This window comes from Aquabacterium sp. NJ1 (assembly GCF_000768065.1).
In the GTDB taxonomy this organism is placed as follows: Bacteria; Pseudomonadota; Gammaproteobacteria; order Burkholderiales; family Burkholderiaceae_C; genus Aquabacterium.
This window is the reverse complement of sequence record NZ_JRKM01000001.1, coordinates 4,304,945-4,322,446: the sequence shown is the minus strand read 5'-3', so window position 1 is coordinate 4,322,446 and position 17,502 is coordinate 4,304,945. Positions and strand designations below refer to the sequence as shown.

General features: G+C 62.8%; 24 protein-coding genes. 9 read left to right on the top strand and 15 right to left on the bottom strand.

Annotated elements, in window-relative coordinates; translation table 11 throughout:
• Positions 1-13: 13 nt before the first annotated feature.
• The 5 genes from hemP to JY96_RS18625 all read right to left on the bottom strand — a co-directional run bounded on the left by hemP (position 14) and on the right by JY96_RS18625 (position 2,643).
• Entirely contained in the window at positions 14-223 is a 210-nt protein-coding gene (hemP, locus tag JY96_RS18645; RefSeq protein ID WP_035039735.1) for a hemin uptake protein HemP, read from the bottom strand.
• Entirely contained in the window at positions 220-645 is a 426-nt protein-coding gene (locus JY96_RS18640; RefSeq protein WP_035039733.1) for a biopolymer transporter ExbD, read from the bottom strand. The genes hemP and JY96_RS18640 overlap by 4 nt, the downstream gene beginning before the upstream one ends.
• A gap of 15 nt (positions 646-660) precedes the next feature.
• Positions 661-1,428, bottom strand: a complete 768-nt coding sequence (locus tag JY96_RS18635; RefSeq protein ID WP_035039731.1) for a MotA/TolQ/ExbB proton channel family protein — start codon at positions 1,426-1,428, stop codon at positions 661-663.
• 6 nt (positions 1,429-1,434) lie between these two features.
• Positions 1,435-2,136 (bottom strand): energy transducer TonB, encoded by a 702-nt coding sequence (locus JY96_RS18630; RefSeq protein WP_035039729.1) that lies wholly within the window; start codon positions 2,134-2,136, stop codon positions 1,435-1,437.
• Between the two features lie 114 nt (positions 2,137-2,250).
• Complete coding sequence (locus JY96_RS18625) at positions 2,251-2,643, bottom strand: NAD(P)H-dependent oxidoreductase (protein WP_369796171.1); 393 nt, start codon at positions 2,641-2,643, stop codon at positions 2,251-2,253.
• A 294-nt stretch (positions 2,644-2,937) separates the two neighbouring features.
• On the opposite strand from JY96_RS18625, the gene JY96_RS18620 reads away from it, so the two are divergent.
• Both JY96_RS18620 and JY96_RS18615 read left to right on the top strand, forming a co-directional pair.
• Complete coding sequence (locus JY96_RS18620) at positions 2,938-3,432, top strand: SRPBCC family protein (protein WP_035043617.1); 495 nt, start codon at positions 2,938-2,940, stop codon at positions 3,430-3,432.
• 150 nt (positions 3,433-3,582) lie between these two features.
• Complete coding sequence (locus JY96_RS18615; RefSeq protein WP_052162718.1) at positions 3,583-4,254, top strand: DUF2325 domain-containing protein; 672 nt, start codon at positions 3,583-3,585, stop codon at positions 4,252-4,254.
• Positions 4,255-4,265: 11 nt separating this feature from the next.
• On the opposite strand, the gene JY96_RS18610 is transcribed toward JY96_RS18615, so the two are convergent.
• Positions 4,266-4,502, bottom strand: a complete 237-nt coding sequence (locus JY96_RS18610) for a zinc ribbon domain-containing protein (protein ID WP_035039727.1) — start codon at positions 4,500-4,502, stop codon at positions 4,266-4,268.
• 296 nt (positions 4,503-4,798) lie between these two features.
• On the opposite strand from JY96_RS18610, the gene JY96_RS18605 reads away from it, so the two are divergent.
• The 6 genes from JY96_RS18605 to fdx are packed head-to-tail and all read left to right on the top strand — an operon-like array spanning position 4,799 to position 9,525.
• Positions 4,799-6,028 (top strand): IscS subfamily cysteine desulfurase, encoded by a 1,230-nt coding sequence (locus JY96_RS18605; RefSeq protein WP_035039725.1) that lies wholly within the window; start codon positions 4,799-4,801, stop codon positions 6,026-6,028.
• 60 nt (positions 6,029-6,088) lie between these two features.
• A complete protein-coding gene (gene iscU / locus JY96_RS18600; RefSeq protein WP_035039723.1) occupies positions 6,089-6,535 on the top strand; it encodes a Fe-S cluster assembly scaffold IscU in 447 nt (148 codons plus the stop codon).
• Positions 6,536-6,584: 49 nt separating this feature from the next.
• Positions 6,585-6,959 carry an iron-sulfur cluster insertion protein ErpA gene (erpA, locus tag JY96_RS18595; RefSeq protein ID WP_035039721.1) on the top strand — a complete coding sequence of 125 codons (375 nt, stop codon included), beginning with the start codon at positions 6,585-6,587 and terminating at the stop codon, positions 6,957-6,959.
• Positions 6,960-6,967: 8 nt separating this feature from the next.
• Positions 6,968-7,291 (top strand): iron-sulfur cluster assembly protein IscA, encoded by a 324-nt coding sequence (gene iscA / locus JY96_RS18590; RefSeq protein ID WP_035039719.1) that lies wholly within the window; start codon positions 6,968-6,970, stop codon positions 7,289-7,291.
• Between the two features lie 12 nt (positions 7,292-7,303).
• A complete protein-coding gene (gene hscA, locus JY96_RS18585; RefSeq protein ID WP_035039717.1) occupies positions 7,304-9,160 on the top strand; it encodes a Fe-S protein assembly chaperone HscA in 1,857 nt (618 codons plus the stop codon).
• Positions 9,161-9,189: 29 nt separating this feature from the next.
• Entirely contained in the window at positions 9,190-9,525 is a 336-nt protein-coding gene (gene fdx / locus JY96_RS18580) for an ISC system 2Fe-2S type ferredoxin (protein WP_035039715.1), read from the top strand.
• Positions 9,526-9,543: 18 nt separating this feature from the next.
• Here fdx and JY96_RS18575 read toward each other — a convergent pair whose 3' ends face one another.
• Both JY96_RS18575 and JY96_RS18570 read right to left on the bottom strand, forming a co-directional pair.
• Complete coding sequence (locus JY96_RS18575) at positions 9,544-10,089, bottom strand: flavin reductase family protein (RefSeq protein WP_235333979.1); 546 nt, start codon at positions 10,087-10,089, stop codon at positions 9,544-9,546.
• A complete protein-coding gene (locus JY96_RS18570) occupies positions 10,086-10,640 on the bottom strand; it encodes a hypothetical protein (RefSeq protein WP_035039710.1) in 555 nt (184 codons plus the stop codon). Before JY96_RS18570 ends, JY96_RS18575 begins: the two co-directional genes overlap by 4 nt.
• 237 nt (positions 10,641-10,877) lie before the next feature.
• On the opposite strand from JY96_RS18570, the gene JY96_RS18565 reads away from it, so the two are divergent.
• The gene (locus JY96_RS18565; protein ID WP_152606573.1) at positions 10,878-11,390 is read left to right on the top strand and encodes a hypothetical protein; all 513 of its coding nucleotides are present in this window, start codon (positions 10,878-10,880) and stop codon (positions 11,388-11,390) included.
• Positions 11,391-11,629: 239 nt separating this feature from the next.
• Here the strand turns inward: JY96_RS18565 and JY96_RS18560 are convergent, their stop codons facing one another.
• The 7 genes from JY96_RS18560 to JY96_RS18535 form a co-directional block, all read right to left on the bottom strand.
• Entirely contained in the window at positions 11,630-12,778 is a 1,149-nt protein-coding gene (locus JY96_RS18560; RefSeq protein ID WP_035039706.1) for a DUF4238 domain-containing protein, read from the bottom strand.
• 344 nt (positions 12,779-13,122) lie between these two features.
• A complete protein-coding gene (locus JY96_RS18555) occupies positions 13,123-14,211 on the bottom strand; it encodes a nitronate monooxygenase family protein (protein WP_052162717.1) in 1,089 nt (362 codons plus the stop codon).
• Between the two features lie 29 nt (positions 14,212-14,240).
• Positions 14,241-14,984: an SDR family NAD(P)-dependent oxidoreductase gene (locus JY96_RS18550; RefSeq protein ID WP_035039704.1), complete on the bottom strand. Its 744-nt coding sequence runs from the start codon at positions 14,982-14,984 to the stop codon at positions 14,241-14,243.
• Positions 14,985-15,006: 22 nt separating this feature from the next.
• Positions 15,007-15,243: a DUF2917 domain-containing protein gene (locus JY96_RS24300; RefSeq protein ID WP_369796169.1), complete on the bottom strand. Its 237-nt coding sequence runs from the start codon at positions 15,241-15,243 to the stop codon at positions 15,007-15,009.
• Positions 15,243-16,121, bottom strand: coding sequence for an alpha/beta fold hydrolase (locus tag JY96_RS18545; protein ID WP_161784361.1), 879 nt, complete (start codon positions 16,119-16,121; stop codon positions 15,243-15,245). The genes JY96_RS24300 and JY96_RS18545 overlap by 1 nt, the downstream gene beginning before the upstream one ends.
• A gap of 22 nt (positions 16,122-16,143) precedes the next feature.
• Complete coding sequence (locus JY96_RS18540) at positions 16,144-16,470, bottom strand: YciI family protein (RefSeq protein ID WP_035039703.1); 327 nt, start codon at positions 16,468-16,470, stop codon at positions 16,144-16,146.
• A 22-nt stretch (positions 16,471-16,492) separates the two neighbouring features.
• Positions 16,493-17,449, bottom strand: a complete 957-nt coding sequence (locus tag JY96_RS18535) for a quinone oxidoreductase (protein WP_235333978.1) — start codon at positions 17,447-17,449, stop codon at positions 16,493-16,495.
• Positions 17,450-17,502: the final 53 nt, after the last annotated feature.

Genomic DNA, 17,502 nt, shown 5'->3' with positions numbered 1-17,502 from the left:
GCTCGGAGGCGAGCTACTTGGTGAGGATCAGCTTGTCGTGACGCGTGATCCTCAGGCGGTATGTCTCGCCTTGGTGCTGGATGATCAGCTCGCGCTGGCCTTCGAACAGCTGCGCGCTGTCCACCTTGGCCGGTGGCGACGCGGGCTGGCGCGCGGGTGATGCCGGCGTGCTGCTGTCCGCAGAGGCGCCGGCGTGGAGGCGCTGGGGGCTCGCTGGGTTCATGGCGCAGGCGTGCTCGGGTCGGTGATGAAGCCGATCTTGCCCAGGCCTTCGCTGGCGGCCAGGGACATCACCTGGGCCACCTTCTCGTAAGGCGTGCTGCGGTCGGCACGGATGTGCAGTTCGGGTTGAGGCTGCAAGGCGGCCGCATCATGCAGGCGCAGCTTGAGCGCATCGGCTTCGATGGCAGCGCCATTCCAGTACAGCCGGCTTTCGCCATCAATGGCCAGTTGCACGCTGTCAGGCTTGCTCACATTGAGCGATGAACTCGCCTTGGGCAGGTCCACCTTGACCGCATGCGTGAGCATGGGCGCCGTGACGATGAAGATCACCAGCAGCACCAGCATCACGTCGATGAGCGGCACCATGTTGATCTCGGCCAGAGGGGCGTTGTCCTCTTCGCCTTCGAGGCTTCCAAATGCCATGTTCTCGCTCCCCGATCAGCGTGCGGCATGCGCTTGAGCGCGTGGCAGGCCGATCACCTTGTCGCCACTGCCGCTGCCACCGTTATCAGCCCCGCGGGGCGAAGCCTTGATGCCTGTGGCCATGAAGTTGAAGACGTCGTACGCAAACGAGTTCAGGCGCGACATCACATTGCGGTTCACACGGGCAAACGAGTTGTAGGCAATGGCCGCGGGGATGGCCACAGCCAGGCCGATGCCGGTCATGATCAAGGCCTCGCCCACGGGGCCGGCGACCTTGTCCAGCGTGCTCTGCCCTGTCAGGCTGATGGCGGCCAGTGCGTGGTAGATGCCCCAGACGGTGCCGAACAGGCCGACAAAGGGCGCGCTCGATGCCACCGTGGCCAGGAAGGACTGGCCAAACTCCATGTGCGCCTTGTCTTCTTCAATGGCCCGACGCAGGGCGCGCGTCAGCATTTCATCAGGGGCACCGGCGTCGATCAGGCTGGCCGCTTCTTCGCGGCGGCTGAGGTGGTCCAGCGCCGTGAAGCCATGGTGCAGCAGATGCGAGAACGGATCGGATGAGCCCTGGGCCTTGATGTCACGGGCCACGGCATCCAGATTGGGCGCATCCCAGAAGGCCTTCAGGAAGCGGCGGCTGCGCTGGCTGGTGCGGTAGACCTGAACCGTCTTGGTGACGATCAGGTACCAGCAGGTGATGGAGCCCAAGAGCAGGAGCGCCAGCACGAAGCGGGCAACCAGATCCAGGTGCGCCCAGAAGTGGGCCAGGTCAAGTGATTCGTTCATGGCGGTTCAATCCTTGAGACTAAAGATGATGGGGACGGTGACCCAGGCGGCCACGGCCTCGGATCCTTGACGGGCAGGCACGAAGCGCCAGCGGCCCACGGCAGCCCGCGCGGCCTTGTCCAGCCGGTCGTAGCCGGAGCTGGTAACCAGCTCGACCTTGCCCGCGGCACCCGAGACCTCGACATACACGCGCAGCAGCACCTTGCCCTGCTCGCGCTCGCGGCGGGAGATGGGTGGGTAGACCGGCTTGGGGTTGTCCAGGTAGTCGGCGTCGAATTGGGGCGATGTGGGTGCCGCCGCTGGCACGGCATGCGAGCTCGGCGCCGCCTGTGCAGGCGCAGGCGGCGTCTGAATGGGGGGCAAGGGAGCCGGCGGCACCGCCTTGGTTTCGTTGGCCACCGGCTCTTGCGCCACGGGCTTGGCAGCGAGCACGGGCACGTCTTGCGCGCGGGTGAAGCGCTCCTGGCGGGCCACCGGTTTGGGCTTGGGCGGCGTGATGTCCGGGGCCTTGGGCGCAGGCGGCACGGGCGCCTTGGCCGTGATCACCTCCACCATCAACGGTGCTTGCGGCGGCGTGCTGGGCAAGGTTCGGGAGATCGTCAGCAGCAGCGCCACGCCCGCATGCGCCGCCACGACCATCGCCAAGGCTAGGGGCGAGATCCTGAAGGTGTACGGCTGGCCATCGTGGATGGCGATCGAGGCAGGCATGCTTTACTGCGAATGCGAATCATTGTTAACCTATTGTAGTCGAGAATGATTCTCATTTCAATACACGGACTGGCATCTCCCGTGAATGGGTGACTGTTCGCCGGGCCTGCGGCGCTAATGCGCCCGCCGCCCCAGCTTGTTCAACTTGCCACACCAAGTACGGACGCCCGCCTCACCCAAGCCATCGACGCCACCGATCAGGGTCTCGCGCACGGGCGCAATGCCGACGAAACCCAGGATGTTGCGCTCCAGCGCCTTCACGCTGTGGGCGCGGAAGTACCACCGGTAGATCAAGGCAGGCATGCCCATGGTGACCACCACGCGGGCGGAGCGCCCCGTCAACAACTTGGCGGGCAGCCGCCCGTCCCCGCCCTTGCTCAAGGCGAAGCCGGGCCGCGCCACCTGCTCCAGAAAGCCCTTGAGCACGGCAGGCATGTCACCCAGCCACAGGGGAAAGAACAACACGAGGTGATCGGCCCAGGCAATCGCCTTTTGCGAGGCGAGCAAGCCAGGCGGCAGCACCCCTGCTCCCACTCTTTCTGGCTTCGCAACAGCGGAAAGTCCAGTGCTGCCACGTCCACAATCTGCACTTCGTGGCCACCCGCCTGCCCGCCTTGCGTGTAGGCCTCGGCCAACACATGGCACAGATGCTTGCCCCCTTGGGCATCGGGGTGCCCCTGGATGATCAAAATGCGCTTGTTCATGTGTTCATGATCTGGCCATCGAGGCATCACGCCTTTGATACGGCGCAAGCGGCCCATGCGCCTTTCCCCATTCATCACCAAACAGGAGCCTTCGAACATGTCCACGCACCAGCCATTCCAACCCGATCCCCAGCTGGATCTGGTGTTCGAGCGCGCCATCGATCTCTCGCCCGCCCAGGTATGGGCCGCCTGGACCACGCCCGAGCTGATCAACCAATGGTTCACACCGGCACCCTGGCGCACGTCCGGTTGCGAGATCGATCTGCGCCCAGGCGGGCGCTTCCACACCATCATGCATGGACCAGAGGGGCAGCACTTCGCCAACACGGGCTGCTATCTGGAGGTGGTGCCCGAGCGCCGCCTGACGTGGACGAGCTGCCTTGGCCCCGACTTCAGGCCAGCCAACCACCCGCCCGAAGCCTTGATGATCACCGCCATCATCAGCATGGAACCCCATGGCAGCGGGACGCTTTACCGTGGCACGGCCATTCACAAGGACGAGGCCAGCCGTCAGCAGCATGAGGCCATGGGCTTCCAGGAAGGCTGGGGGAAGGCACTGGACCAACTCATCACCCTCATGCGCAGGCGGTGAGGCCTCATCCCGGCCGCGCGCACGGCCAGGCAGGCTGATCAACCCCTCCGGCATCAGGCTTGTTGTCGTTTTCGGCTTGTCTTTACGAATGATTCTTATTTACGATAGCAAACATCTCAAGTCCAACGCCCTGCTGCGGCCCACTGCCCCATGCTCCTCCATCTCGATCAGCAACAAGCCCATCTTGTCGCCCTGATGGGCGAAAACGCCGTGCTGGCTCGCGAGCTGGCAGCCGCCCAGAATCGCAGCACCCACATTGCGCAGGAGCAGGCCCAGCGGATTGCAAGCTTGGAAGCCATGCTGGTGAGGCTCAGGGGTGACCTGATCCGCAGCGAGACCGACCGGTCGAGGCTCCAGGAACAACTCGCCCGCATTGAAGCGGCCCGGCCGGGGGCCACCTCGGAGCCCGTGCGAGACACCGACAAATCGACAGACGCAAAGCCCCTGTCAAACCAGACCGTGTTGTGCGTAGGGGGGAGAACGGCCGCCGTGCCCCTCTACCGCTACGTCATCGAGCGCACCGGTGGCCGCTTCCTCCACCATGATGGCGGCGAGCACCACTGCATTGGCAAGCTCGATACCACCCTGGCCGCGGCGGACCTCGTCATCTGCCAGACGGGCTGCATCAGCCACGACGCCTACTGGCGTGTCAAAGAGCACTGCAAACGCACCGGCAAGCGCTGCGCGTTTGTGGAAACGCCGAGCAAGGCCGCGCTGCAAAAGGCGTTGAGCGGATTGAGCCAAAGCTCGGCCGACAGGGACGAGCGCCCCATCACCCGATTGCAACGGGCCCGCGCCGGGAACAACGCCACCAGCGATTGAAGCTGTCCACCTCAAGACAACAACTTGCCTCGCTCGGCCTGGTTGTAGTTGCTCATGTGCCCCTCAGCCGCCGCTCGAGCGCGGGCGCGCTTGATGATGCCGGCGCTCTTGCCAGGCGCTTGCGGCGCACTCACGCATTTGTCCAGCACGGTCGAGCCGCACTGCGGGCAAGCCGGAATGGTGCTGCTGCGCACGAGCAGTTCAAAGTGCTTGTCACAGGCCGGGCAGTGGTATTCATAGATGGGCATGGCGTGGTGTCGGCGGGGCGACCCTGTTGCAGTCAGTACCCGAGCGCTTTGCAAGATCAATGCCTTTGTCCACGCAGCCCTGGCCCCGTGCGCAGGACCTCGCATGCGCACAACAAACCCGACAAAAGCCACATGCGCTTGTCGCGACGATTTCACTACTGCGGCCATGGTCACTTTGACCTTTGTCAAATGAAATCAAGCACTTAAGCAAACCCACTGTGTTGGCACCCAAGTTGCAATGAGCCCTTGCAAGCGACGCCTGAGTCGATACCGACCGCGCAGAACAAGGAGCCCTCATGACGACGTTGATCGTGCAGCCCAACCGGCCCGTCTATCTGGACTACGCAGCCACCACGCCCGTGGACCAGCGCGTGGCGGCCAAGATGATTCCCTACCTCAGCGAACGCTTTGGCAACCCGGCCAGCCGCTCGCATGCCTACGGTTGGGCCGCCGAAGAAGCCGTTGAACTGGCGCGTGAACAAGTCGCCTTGCTGATTGGTGCCGACCCACGCGAAATCGTGTGGACGTCCGGTGCCACCGAGAGCAACAACCTCGCCATCAAGGGCGCCGCGACCTTCTACAAGACCAAGGGCCGCCACCTCATCACCCTTGCCACCGAACACAAGGCTGTGCTCGACACCATGCGAGAGATGGAACGTGAAGGCTGGGACGTCACAGTGCTGCCCGTCATGGACAACGGCCTGGTCGACATCGAGCTGTTCAAGTCGGCCATCCGCCCGGACACCGTGCTGGCCTCGGTCATGTTCGTCAACAACGAAACCGGTGTGATCCAGGATATCGAAGCGCTGGGTGCCATCTGCCGCAGCAAAGGCGTGATCTTCCATGTGGATGCCGCGCAAGCCACGGGCAAGGTCCACATCGACCTGAGCGTCATGCCCATTGACCTGATGTCCATGTCGGCCCACAAGAGCTATGGCCCCAAGGGCGTGGGCGCCCTGTATGTGCGCCGCAAGCCGCGTGTGCGCATCGAAGCCATGACGCACGGCGGTGGGCACGAACGCGGCATGCGCTCGGGCACCCTGCCCACCCACCAGATCGTCGGCATGGGCGAGGCCTATCACCTCGCTGCCAAGGAGATGGGCCCCGAGCTGGAGCGCATCCGCAGCTTGCGAGACCACCTGTGGGCCGGCCTGTCGCGCATCGATCAGGTCCACCTCAACGGCGACTTTGACCGGCGCACGCCCAACCACCTCAACGTGAGCTTCAACTACGTCGAGGGTGAATCGCTCTTGATGGGCATGAAAGACATCGCCGTGTCGTCCGGCTCGGCCTGCACCTCGGCCAGCCTGGAGCCCAGCTATGTGTTGCGCGCCATGGGCCGCAGTGATGAGCTGGCCCACAGCTCGGTGCGCTTCACCATCGGCCGCTTCACCACGCTGGAGGAAATCGACTTCGCGATCGCCCGCGTCACCGAGGTCGTCAACCGCCTGCGTGAACTCAGCCCCTTGTGGGACATGGTCCAGGCCGGCATCGACCTCGACAGCATTCAATGGGCTGCGCATTGAACAAGCCCCTGGCTGCGGCGTACCGCGGCCCCGCCTCGCTAACTGAAATTGGAGAAGCAAATGGCATACAGCGACAAGGTGATTGACCACTACGAAAACCCGCGCAACGTCGGCTCCTTTGCTGCCGACGAAGACGGCGTGGCCACTGGCATGGTGGGCGCCCCGGCCTGTGGTGATGTCATGAAGTTGCAGATCAAGGTCAACCCTGCCACCGGCGTGATCGAAGACGCCCGCTTCAAGACCTATGGCTGTGGCTCTGCGATTGCATCGAGCTCGCTGGTGACCGAGTGGGTACGCGGCAAGACGCTGGACGAAGCCCTGTCGATCAAGAACACGCAGATCGCTGAAGAGCTGGCCCTGCCGCCCGTGAAGATCCACTGCTCCATCCTGGCCGAAGACGCCATCAAGGCAGCCGTAGCGGACTACCAGAACAAGCACGCCCAAGGCAACACGGGCAGCACCGGCAGCACCACGCTGGCCGACCAGCCCATCTGTGCCCCGAACTGATCCCCTGACCTATCAGCCTCACCCGCCAACCGACCAAGGAGCCACGCAAATGGAATCGACCATGACCGCCTCTGTGGGCAGCGACATGCCCCCGCCCGCCCCCCTGAGCTTCAGCGCCGCCGCAGCCGCCAAGGTCAGCGAACTGATTGCCGACGAAGGCAACCCCCAGCTCAAGCTGCGCCTGTACGTGACAGGCGGTGGCTGCTCGGGTTTCTCGTATGGCTTTGCCTTCGACGACCAGCTCAATGAAGACGACACCCGCATCGACAAAGATGGCGTGACCATGGTCGTGGATGCCATGAGCCTGCAATACCTGATGGGTGCCGACATCGACTACGAAGACGGGCTCGAAGGCTCGCGCTTCGTGATCCACAACCCCAACGCGCAGACCACCTGCGGTTGCGGCAGTTCGTTCTCGATGTGAGGCCCGCCATGGCGATCACGATGACCGAGGCGGCTGCCCGCCATGTTCAGAAATCCATCGACAAGCGCGGCAAGGGCCTGGGCCTGCGCCTGGCCGTGAAGACCAGCGGTTGCTCGGGCTTGTCGTATGCGATCGAGTTCGCCGACGAGACCTCACCAGAGGACGTCAGCTTTGAAAGCCACGGCCTGCAGTTGCTGGTCGACCAGAAGAGCCTGCCCTTCCTGGATGGCACGCAACTCGACTTCGTGCGCGAGGGCCTCAACGAAGGCTTCAAGTTCAACAACCCGAACTCCAAGGCCGAGTGCGGCTGCGGCGAGAGCTTCGCTGTCTGAAAGAGGCCCACCATGGCACTGCTGCAGATCGCTGAACCCGGGCAAAGCGCGGCCCCTCACCAGCACAGACTGGCGGCCGGCATCGACCTGGGCACCACCAACTCGCTGGTCGCCAGCGTGCAAAGCGCGGTGCCACGTGCCTTGGCAGACATGGCCGATCAGGTCCTGCTGCCCTCTGTCGTGCACTACAGCGCCGACTGCGGCGAGCCGCCACTGGTGGGCTACCCGGCGCTGGCCTTGCAAGCGCAGGACCCGCTCAACACGATTGCCTCGGTCAAGCGCCTGATGGGGCGGGCCATGGCCGACGCCATCAAGGCAGGCGCGCCGCCCTACAAGCTGCTCGACGGCCCCGGCATGGTGGCGGTTGAAACAGCAGCAGGCGCCAAGAGCCCCGTCGAGATCTCCGCCGACATCCTGCGCGCGCTGAAGGCCCGGGCCGAGGCCTCGCTGGGTGGCGAACTGACCGGCGTGGTCATCACCGTGCCGGCCTATTTCGACGATGCCCAGCGCCAGGCCACCAAGGACGCCGCGCGCCTGGCGGGGCTGCATGTCCTGCGTCTGCTCAATGAGCCCACCGCAGCAGCCATCGCCTATGGTCTGGACAAGGCGGCCGAAGGCGTGTTCGCGGTGTATGACCTGGGCGGCGGCACCTTCGACATCTCCATCCTGCGCCTGTCGCGCGGGGTGTTCGAAGTGCTGTCCACCGGCGGGGACTCCGCTCTGGGCGGTGATGACTTCGACCGCGCCCTGGCCTTGTGGCTAGCCGAGCAAAACCAGCTGACCTGGTCCGAGCTGAGCCCCCAGGAGCAGCAGCACCTGTTGACCTCGGCCCGCGCGGGCAAAGAGGCGCTGTCCAGCTTCGATGCCGTGGACGTGGCGGGCGTGACGGTCACCCGTGAGGTCTTTGCGCAGTGCACACAGGGCCTGATCCAGCGCACGCTGTCAGCCACACGTCGCGCCTTGAAGGATGCCGGGTTGAGCACCGACGAGGTGGACGGTGTGGTCCTCGTGGGTGGTTCGACCCGCATGCCCGTGGCCCGTGAGTCCGTGGCCCAGTTCTTTGGCAAGCCGCCCCTGACCGACATCAATCCCGACGAGGTGGTCGCGCTGGGAGCCGCCATGCAGGCAGATGTGCTGGCCGGCAATGCGGGTGCGGACGGCCAGTGGCTGCTGCTGGACGTGTCGCCCCTGTCCCTGGGCATCGAGACCATGGGTGGCCTGGTCGAGAAGATCATCCCGCGCAACTCGACATTGCCCACCTCACGCGCACAGGACTTCACCACCTTCAAGGATGGCCAGACCGCGATGTCCTTCCATGTGGTGCAGGGCGAGCGCGAGGCGGTCAACGATTGCCGATCGCTGGCACGCTTTGATCTGCGTGGCATCCCGCCCATGGTGGCCGGTGGCGCGCGCATCCGCGTGACCTTCCAGATCGATGCCGACGGGCTCCTGTCCGTCTCCGCGATGGAACAAAGCACGGGCGTGCAGGCACACATCGAGGTCAAACCGTCCTATGGCCTGAGCGACGATCAGATCGCGCAGATGCTGACCGACAGCGTGGGCCGCGCCCAGGCCGACATGCAGCTGCGCATGCTGCGCGAGGCGCAAGTGGATGCCCGCCGCCTGCTGGACGCCACCGAATCGGCGCTGGCGGAAGACGGGCAGGCGCTGCTGTCACCCGCCGAGCGGGCGCACATCCAGGATGCGATGAACCTGGTGGCCGACGCGCTGGAGACCGAGGCCGACACCGACACAGTCAAGGCGGTTTGCCAGACCTTGAACGTGATCACGTCGAGCTTCGCCGCACGCCGCATGGACGCCAGCATCCGCAAGGCGCTCACGGGGCGTGTGCTGGACACCATTTCCTGATCCGACTGACGCCTTCAACGAGTTGCCCCATGCCCCTGGTCACCGTCCTGCCTCACCAAGAGCTGTGCCCGCAGGGCCAGCAGTTCGATGTCAAGAAAGGCGCCTCGCTGTGTGAGGCCTTGCTCAAGCATGGCGTGGCCATCGAGCATGCCTGCGACATGGTGGCGGCATGTGCCACCTGCCATGTGCTGGTGCGCGCAGGCGCCGAGACACTGGACGAGCCTGACGATGACGAGAACGACCAGCTGGACAACGCCTGGGGGCTGGAGCCCTGTTCACGGCTGGCCTGCAGCGTGCGTGTGAAGGATGGCGACATCACCGTGGAGCTGCCCAAGTTCAGCCGCAACCATGCGCGGGAGCGATGAGCCTGGCCCCTGGCCGACCTAGACGCCTGGCGGGATCTTGCTGCGCATCATGCGCTTTCGGTTGAGCCGCTCGCCGTCCACGATGAAGGTGCCATCACCGACCGCGTGGAGTGTTCGCTTGTCCGGGCGCCTGGCATCGACATAGGCCGCCAGACCTTCCAGCACAACGATGTTGTGCTTGCTCACGATGTCCACCACCTTGCACTCGATGTTGGCCTGGCACTCCTTGATCAAGGGCGCCTTGACGAACTGCCCGTCCAGCGGTGTCAGGCCGAAGTGCGCGAACTTGTCCGTCTCGGTGCCGGAGCAGGTGCCGACGCCCACGACGAGATCGATCTGATCCGCAGCGGGAATGGCGATCACGCACTCTTTGGATTGCTTGAGCGCGGCATAGGAATGGTTCCACGGGCCAGTGGTCAGCGCAAAACGCGGGGTGAAGTCCATCACCATCGTCCACGAAATGGTCATCACATTGATGCCCGTGGCGCTGCGCGTGGTCACCAGCACGACGGGGCCCGGTTCGAGCAAGGTGAAGGCCCGGCTCAATGGCAACGGTTTCATCATCGTGCGGGCACTTTGCGCACCGTCTGGTCGGCAAAACCCACCACGGCGCATTCCTGAATCAAGGCCAGGGCCTCGGCGCGCTCAAGGGGCTGCAGGCTGAAGCCTCGCGACCCGGCACCACGGGGTATGCGTTTCACGTTTACCACCGTGACCTCTTGCGACTTCAGCACGAGGCGCAGAGGCGGCTCGGCCACGGCCACATGGCTCACATGCAACTGGTGCTCGCCGGGTGGCACATCGGCGCCGACCACCGAGCATGGGATCAGCCTGGGCAGATCCGCCCCATCCAGCACAAGCTGGGCCTGGCCATAGGCATCGCGCCAATCATTGCGAACAAGCACGAGACGGCTGACACCCGCGGGCGGCGGGCGCAGGCCTTTGAGATCAGCCACCTGCTGGTGAGATGGCGCGGGGTAATCCGTGCAGGTTCGGATCTCGCCGTGGCTGTAGCAGCGCTCTCTGGATGAGGGCTTGTCAGGCGGTGGGTTGCTGGCACAGCCAGCCAGGATGCCGAGGGCAAGCAGGAAAGACAGCCTTGCGTCCATTTTCATCAGGCAACACCTTGTGAACCTTGGCGGCGAGCTTGCAGGTGCACAAGCCGCAGGCTGGATGGTAGCTTGATCCGGGGACGACGCAAGGTTCAAGGCAAGCGAAGAGGCGTGGCGCCCTTTGACGTGGAGCGCCGAGGTGAATATCCTTCCGGTCTGACGGCGAGGTAGACGCAATGACCTGCCAGACGCAGCCCTCATCGGGCCCCGAAAAAATCCGTCACGATTGGAGCGCGCACGATGGTCAGACCGTACACCCCGATGGAGCGAACCTCGGCTGCAATCCGCGACGGGTTTGATCGAACCCCGGAAACCAGGCGCGTCGGGGATGGGCAGGTGCTGGTGGTGTATCGGGCCCACGGCAGCACCTCGCAGATGATCGGACGTTTCTACTTCACCCCCCAGATCTGCGGCATTCCGCGCATGAACTGGACGGCGGACCTCCTGGAGCGGGAGCTGAATGCCGCACTCTGGGGCAACGACTTCAAGTACCTCGCGAAGTTTCGTGTCTTACCTGGCGTGAACTACAAGATCGGCCCCATCGCGCAGGACAGCTTTCAAGGTGTGGAGTTGCGTCAAGTTGGCACGAGGACCATTGAAGTGCCTTTCGACCAATACGCCTACTTCAAGAACATGGGCCTGTTTCATCAAGTCCAGATCGACATGACTGGAGACTGGCGTCAGTATCTGGATCTGCTGGAGACTGTTCCGATCAATCCTGGACGATTCCTTGCGCGTTCGGGGCATTGCTAGCGCGACAGGTGGGTAAACAGACTTTGTTTTGGGCGATTCTGGCCGTGCACGTGGGTGGCGCCATCAGCGGTGGGGGCTGCTTGAGGCTGGGGGCTGACCTCCACCTCATGCACAACGACTGGCGGCATCCGACCCAATGCGGAACTACACGGCCCGATCCTCGTCGCTACAAAGCAGTCACTGACTAGAGGCATCCCAAACAGGGCTCTCACCCTAGGTGAGCTGATGAGGCCTGGTTCTCAATCCCTAAAGAAATGCTTACCGAGAAAATGACGGAACTCAACGCCAGTTCGGCGACCTGCTTCAACTTCCTCAAGGAACCAATCGTGGTCTTGCCAAAGCTCCTCATTACGGATTACCCTCGGCGGTTTCCTTTGAGCAACCTTGTAACGCTCAGCGAATTCTTTCCCGGCCTTCTTGATGCTAACGAAGGACAGTTTCAGATTGGACTTTACGTCTATCGATGTCAGTCCAATTAACTTGCCCGTGCGACCATCTGGGTACCGCTCAGGAACCACCAATATCCTGCCCAACTCTTGGCGGATGTATGGCTTGCCTTGCTGGTAGGCAACGTATGGCTCGCAGGCATTTGTCTGGAAATAGAGATTTTTGTTGGCGTTAACCACTTGAAGGACGTTGAGTGCCCGCACGTCCTTCCTATCACTTACTGTGACGATTCGCTTGCCTTGTACGCCGACCTGGTAGACGTTGGAGTCGTACATCACCAGCATTGCTTTAGGACTCAATGGGAAATAAATCTGCAAACCCACTGATGCCAAGCCTGTGTGGCTTGATTGATCCCAAAACTCAAAAAGTTGGTTATACAAAACTGCCGGGTGATCACTCGTCAGAAACTCCAACCCTTTTCCGGCTACAAGAAGTTTGCACTCCAAATCAAGCAACAACGGGAAGTGCCGCTTGCTGTATTCCAGCGATGCGTTAACGTGGCTCTCGTGTTTGACTAGCGCCTTGATCTTTGCGGCCTCGCTTGAGTTCATCGTCATGATCTCAGCATTGACCTTGTCGTCCGTCTCTCTGATCTTGCGGGCGGCCTGTTCAGTGCGAAAAGCCTGCATGTGAACGAACATGACCATGACAATGTGCTCCACGCTGGCGTAGGGCGGCAAGCTGCAGTTTGCAAGGATGTGGCTGAAGACCGGCTGAGTAATGCCTTCCTGCTTGCAAAACTCATCTTCTACAACCAGATCTTTGCCATAGAAATAATCGCGGTAGCACTGCTCCTTTAAACCTGCCTTGGGGATCACTATGCCGCGCTTGATGTTGAAGACATTTATCGTCTTTCGGTTTTTCGGCGGCAGACAAGTGTCTGGCGAAAAATATTTCAGATAGAACTTGGAGACAAAGTGCTGCCGCTTGTTGTCTGGCATTCATGTCCTCTTTCTGTTCCGAAGCTGTGGGCAGGCCTTGCCGCTCGCAAACGGGTAATCGCTCATAGATATGTCTCTTCGATGGGCTCAAATGAGTACCCGCCTTACTCGGCTATTTAGCATCGAAAGACGCGTGATTTTATGGGTCTACGATGCGTACCTGCCTGAAAGCTGTCAGTGGCAAACTGCTGCTCCTGGCCGAGAGCTGTCTCCGGCTGAGGCGGCCAAGATCGTCGCGCTCGCTGCAGACGGCATGAAGTCCTAAGCTCGGTGCATTTCATTTCAACACCCAATGACAATTTCCAAGGCCAAGCGCGTAACGGCTCAAGGGACTCATTGGTGTCTCATGACAGGGCAATCGTCGGCGCATTCATCGCCGCTTGCGTCGTGTGTAAATTCGCAGCGACGGCAAGCCAGTGAGTAATCTCCGCAGCACCGGATTTTCTGCAACCGACTGCATTTTGGCCGCACCACAAAGGGCTGAAAGAACAATCGTTTCGGACCTCTGCTGCCGTTCGAAGCGGGGCAAGGGCGCCCGAGGCCAATGGGAAGGGCGGGACGTACCGGCTAAGCAGACCTTGTTCAGACATGAACCTATTCACGATCCCGCGAGCAGGCCTTCCGGAGAACAGGTTTGTCAGCGCTGTGTGGCGGGAGGCGCTGCTTTCAATGGCTTTGCGGTGCACAGGGCTCGTCGTTGCCTCATGACTCAGCAAATAGGCGGTCCCCACCTGAACAGCGCACGCCCCGAGTGTGAGTGCAGCGACCACGCCCTCAGGGGTAGCGATGCCGCCGGCAGCAATCACCGGCACATTTACAGCCTGCACGACTTGAGGCAACAAAGCGAACGTTCCCATCTGCTTTGAAAGATCGTCATCCAGGAACATGCCTCGGTGGCCGCCTGCTTCAAGGCCCTGCGCAATGATCGCGTCTGCACCATGGTGTTCGAGCCACAGGGCCTCTTCCACCGTGGTCGCAGATGACAACACCATCGCCCCCCAGGATTTGACACGCGCCAGCAAGTCCTGACTTGGCAACCCAAAATGAAAACTCACCACGGCCGGCCGGAACGGCTCGACCACATCGGCGATGTCATGGCTAAAGGGAGCACGACTGGCACCGCTGCCCGGTGTCTCCACGGGTAGCCCGAATTCCCGGTAATAGGGGGCCAGCAGCTCTCGCCAACGGGCCTCAACGCTGTCCTCAGCCTGCGGCGGCTCATGACAGAAAAAGTTCACATTGAACGGCTTGTTGGTGGCGTGACGAATCGCGGCCAGCTCTCGTTCGAGCATGTCGGGCGACAACATGGCACAAGGTAAGGAACCCAGTCCACCTGCCTCGGATACGGCAATGGCAAGGGCACGGCCCTGAGCACCCGCCATGGGTGCCTGGATGATGGGCAACGCCATTCCAAGTGTTTCGATAAGGTCCATTGGGGTTCCTTCGACCGGGTCCACAGCGCTCAAAGCGTCTGCCCATTCTCCGCCTTGACGATCTGCCCCGTGATGGACCGTGCCGTCAGCAAGCCCCAGATGGTTTCAGCAATGTCCTGTGGCGTTGAGATTCTCTGCAGCGGCAGGTGACCGGCCAGTTCCCACATCTTCGCCTCCAGGCCAGCCCACCACCGTGTGTCCACCGCGCCAGGCGCAATGCAGTTGACCCGGATGTCCGGTGCCAGCGCACGGGCCAGCGATCGGGTCATGCCATGCAGCGCCGCCTTTGAGACCGCATAGGGCAGCGACGAGCCATAGCCGGTTTCACCCGCAATGCTGCCCACATTGACAATGGCACTGCCAGGGCGCTGCCGAAGGTAGGGCGCCGCCGCCCTGCTGCAGTTGAAAGCCGCTTTGACGTTCACCGCAAACAGCTCATCCCAAATGGCATCGGTGACCAGGTCGAGATCTGCAAATGGCAGTTGACGCGTGGCTCCCGCATTGTTGACCAGGTAGTCGATGCCACCATGGCGCTCGACCACGTTCGCCACCATGAGTTTGACCTGGTCATCGTGGACAACATCGGCACGCATGGCCGTGGCCTCCTGGCCTTTGGCGCGAATGGTGGCCACCGTCTCAACCGCCTCGGCTTCACTGCGCGAATAGACAACGACCACGATGCACCCCATGGCCGCCAGTTGCTCGCTCGTGGCCCGGCCAATGCCGGTGGCACCACCTGTAACCACTGCAACAGGCTGTCGTGTACGGTTCATGTTGATTCCTTCATGTGAATGGTCATGGGGGTGGGACCAGATCAAACTCAATGACCTGCGGGTTGGCTGCACCAATCAGCACCAAGCCATGACCGCGAATGCGATAGCTCTGTGTCCGCGAGAGAAAGTGGTCGCGCCAATCGCCATGCTCTGTGAGCCACACGGTGCCGCACTGCACCCGGACGATCGTTCCCTGGGCACGTTTCAGTCTGAATAGCTCAGCCGGCGTCAAGCGATGAGAGGTCGGACGTCCTGACACTATCTGCGCTCCAGCCCATCGAGAAACTGCAAGATGTCATGTGCAACCCGCTCCGGGGTCTCAACGTGCGGGTAGTGGCCAGCCCCTTCCACCAAGCTCAACCGGGCCTTCATCTGGCCAGCCAGCCAGCGTGCCTCGGTGGTGGGGTCGCTGAAATCCGGGTCACGGGTCCCCATGACGATCAGCACCGGCACCGTCTCGCTGCCGAGCAAGCCCGCCGTGTCTGCTTTGGACAAGGCCACCATGGTGTGAAGGGCGGGCATGCGCCCCTCCTCACCCAGGTTGGCTTCGAGTTGCACCCGGTAAGCAGCTTGATCATCTGGCTTGCGCAGAGGAAACAGGCTGTCCCAGTAGGTCATCCAGAACCAGCGTCGCCACGGGCCGGCAAAGCCCAGTTGCACCACCGAGCGGGTCAACCAACTGGCGGGCAAGTCACGCACGATGGGGCCCAGCATGCCAACGGCCAGCACCTGATCAGGCCGCTCACGGGCAGCCCACAAACCGGCGCCAGCCGCAAAGGAGTTGCCCAACACCACGGCCTTGTCGGCCCCCAGGTGCTGCATCAGCGCCAGCACATCAGCGCCGGCGGCCCGCGCCGAATAGTCGTGCCAATGGGCAGACGATTCACCCTGGCCGCGCACATCCATGGTGACCACGCGGTAGCCCGCTTGCACCAGCCGTGGTGCGAGGAATCGATACTGCGTGCGCAGGTCGCCCATGCCAGGCAAGGCAATGACCCACGGGCCGAGGTCGCCGCTCACCTCATAGGCCAGGTACCCGCCCTCACGCGTAAGAAACTGCGTTGCAGCGACCGACACGCCCACACTCATTTGGGCCAGCACGCCCGCAGCCAACGCCATTGCTCGAATAGAAGCCATGTGACCTCTCCTGAAGAGTTCTTCACGCAGGGCTCGCAACCATACGCAGCGCATCGGCCGCAATGGCCTCAGGCGACAGGTCTGCGGCCACCATCGTCGGCTCCCAGGCCACAACCTGATAGCTCGCCACCCGTGCCTGACAAAACGGATCGTCCGCAATCCAGCGCGCTACCTCGTGGAGCGCACTCGCCTTGGCCAGGATCACACCGCCGGTGCGCGGCGACTTGCGCCCCGACATCACGAAATGCCCGGCCTCGTAGTGGCGGGTCAAAAAAGCGCGGTGTGCTTCGATGTGGGCATCCACTTCCGACAGCGGGCGCTGATAGTCGAGCAAGATGAGAAATAGCATGAGATACCTCGCAACGTGCCCATCAAGGGCGCAAGAGAACTGAACCCACCGTGGCGCCGGCTTCCAGCAGGCGGTGCGCTTCGGCGGCCTGCGCCAAGGGCAAAACGGCACCAATGGTTGGCCGCAGCCCCGCTTGAAGGTGCCGCAGCGTGGCGGCAGCCCCTTCCCGGTACCGCGCCAAGTCGGTCATGAAGCGGAAGACACCCGGGCGAGACAGCGCCACCGAGCGCGCCGGCCCCAGCAGCGACAGGTCCAGCGGACCTGAGTCACCCGCCACCTGCCCCACGCTGGCGACCATCCCGTAGGGGCGAACACAGCCCAGCGTGTCCAGCAAGGTCTGGCCACCAATGCCATCAATCGCGTAGTCCGCCCCGCCGCCATCGGTGAGGCGCATCACGGCGGCAACCACATCTTCATCACGGTAGAGGATGGCGTGGTCCAGCCCATGAGACCTGGCCACCTCGGCCTTGGCGGGGGTACTCACAGTGCCAATGACCCGCGCGCCCATCGCCTTGGCCCATTGCACGATCACCAAGCCCAGACCACCGGCCGCTGCGTGCACCAGCACCGTGTCGCCCGCCTGCAAGCGGTAGACATAGGCCATCAGCATGTGGGTGGTAATGCCGCGTAGCAGCAAGCTAGCCGCCGTGTCGTCCGACACGTCGTCTGGCAGTGCAATGGCCCTGGCGGCCGGCAGGTTGCGAGCACTCGCATAGCTGCCCACCGGCGGGCCCGCATAGGCAATGCGCTGCCCCACCTGAAGGGTGGTGACGTCCGGGCCCAGCGCTTCCACCACTCCTGCTGCCTCCACCCCCAGCACGGCGGGCAAAGAGGGCAAGTCGTACAGCCCCGTGCGGTGATAGACATCGACATAGTTCACGCCGATGGCGGTATGACGCACACGAATTTCGCCAGCTGCCGGCGGTGGCAGCACCGCTTCGGTGGCGACCAGCACAGACGCATCGCCGTGTTGGCTCATGATCATTTGAAACGTAGCAGTTGCCGCGATGAGCGTTTCACGCTGGCCCATGG

What these genes read in the sequence shown, in the direction of transcription:
- hemP (WP_035039735.1), bottom strand. Translation starts at nt 223, where the DNA reads ATGAACCCAGCGAGCCCCCAGCGCCTCCACGCCGGCGCCTCTGCGGAC.
- JY96_RS18640 (WP_035039733.1), bottom strand. Translation starts at nt 645, where the DNA reads ATGGCATTTGGAAGCCTCGAAGGCGAAGAGGACAACGCCCCTCTGGCC.
- JY96_RS18635 (WP_035039731.1), bottom strand. Translation starts at nt 1,428, where the DNA reads ATGAACGAATCACTTGACCTGGCCCACTTCTGGGCGCACCTGGATCTG.
- JY96_RS18630 (WP_035039729.1), bottom strand. Translation starts at nt 2,136, where the DNA reads ATGCCTGCCTCGATCGCCATCCACGATGGCCAGCCGTACACCTTCAGG.
- JY96_RS18620 (WP_035043617.1), top strand. Translation starts at nt 2,938, where the DNA reads ATGTCCACGCACCAGCCATTCCAACCCGATCCCCAGCTGGATCTGGTG.
- JY96_RS18615 (WP_052162718.1), top strand. Translation starts at nt 3,583, where the DNA reads ATGCTCCTCCATCTCGATCAGCAACAAGCCCATCTTGTCGCCCTGATG.
- JY96_RS18610 (WP_035039727.1), bottom strand. Translation starts at nt 4,502, where the DNA reads ATGCCCATCTATGAATACCACTGCCCGGCCTGTGACAAGCACTTTGAA.
- JY96_RS18605 (WP_035039725.1), top strand. Translation starts at nt 4,799, where the DNA reads ATGACGACGTTGATCGTGCAGCCCAACCGGCCCGTCTATCTGGACTAC.
- iscU (WP_035039723.1), top strand. Translation starts at nt 6,089, where the DNA reads ATGGCATACAGCGACAAGGTGATTGACCACTACGAAAACCCGCGCAAC.
- erpA (WP_035039721.1), top strand. Translation starts at nt 6,585, where the DNA reads ATGGAATCGACCATGACCGCCTCTGTGGGCAGCGACATGCCCCCGCCC.
- iscA (WP_035039719.1), top strand. Translation starts at nt 6,968, where the DNA reads ATGGCGATCACGATGACCGAGGCGGCTGCCCGCCATGTTCAGAAATCC.
- hscA (WP_035039717.1), top strand. Translation starts at nt 7,304, where the DNA reads ATGGCACTGCTGCAGATCGCTGAACCCGGGCAAAGCGCGGCCCCTCAC.
- fdx (WP_035039715.1), top strand. Translation starts at nt 9,190, where the DNA reads ATGCCCCTGGTCACCGTCCTGCCTCACCAAGAGCTGTGCCCGCAGGGC.
- JY96_RS18575 (WP_235333979.1), bottom strand. Translation starts at nt 10,089, where the DNA reads ATGATGAAACCGTTGCCATTGAGCCGGGCCTTCACCTTGCTCGAACCG.
- JY96_RS18570 (WP_035039710.1), bottom strand. Translation starts at nt 10,640, where the DNA reads ATGAAAATGGACGCAAGGCTGTCTTTCCTGCTTGCCCTCGGCATCCTG.
- JY96_RS18565 (WP_152606573.1), top strand. Translation starts at nt 10,878, where the DNA reads ATGGTCAGACCGTACACCCCGATGGAGCGAACCTCGGCTGCAATCCGC.
- JY96_RS18560 (WP_035039706.1), bottom strand. Translation starts at nt 12,778, where the DNA reads ATGCCAGACAACAAGCGGCAGCACTTTGTCTCCAAGTTCTATCTGAAA.
- JY96_RS18555 (WP_052162717.1), bottom strand. Translation starts at nt 14,211, where the DNA reads ATGGACCTTATCGAAACACTTGGAATGGCGTTGCCCATCATCCAGGCA.
- JY96_RS18550 (WP_035039704.1), bottom strand. Translation starts at nt 14,984, where the DNA reads ATGAACCGTACACGACAGCCTGTTGCAGTGGTTACAGGTGGTGCCACC.
- JY96_RS18545 (WP_161784361.1), bottom strand. Translation starts at nt 16,121, where the DNA reads ATGGCTTCTATTCGAGCAATGGCGTTGGCTGCGGGCGTGCTGGCCCAA.
- JY96_RS18540 (WP_035039703.1), bottom strand. Translation starts at nt 16,470, where the DNA reads ATGCTATTTCTCATCTTGCTCGACTATCAGCGCCCGCTGTCGGAAGTG.
- JY96_RS18535 (WP_235333978.1), bottom strand. Translation starts at nt 17,449, where the DNA reads ATGAGCCAACACGGCGATGCGTCTGTGCTGGTCGCCACCGAAGCGGTG.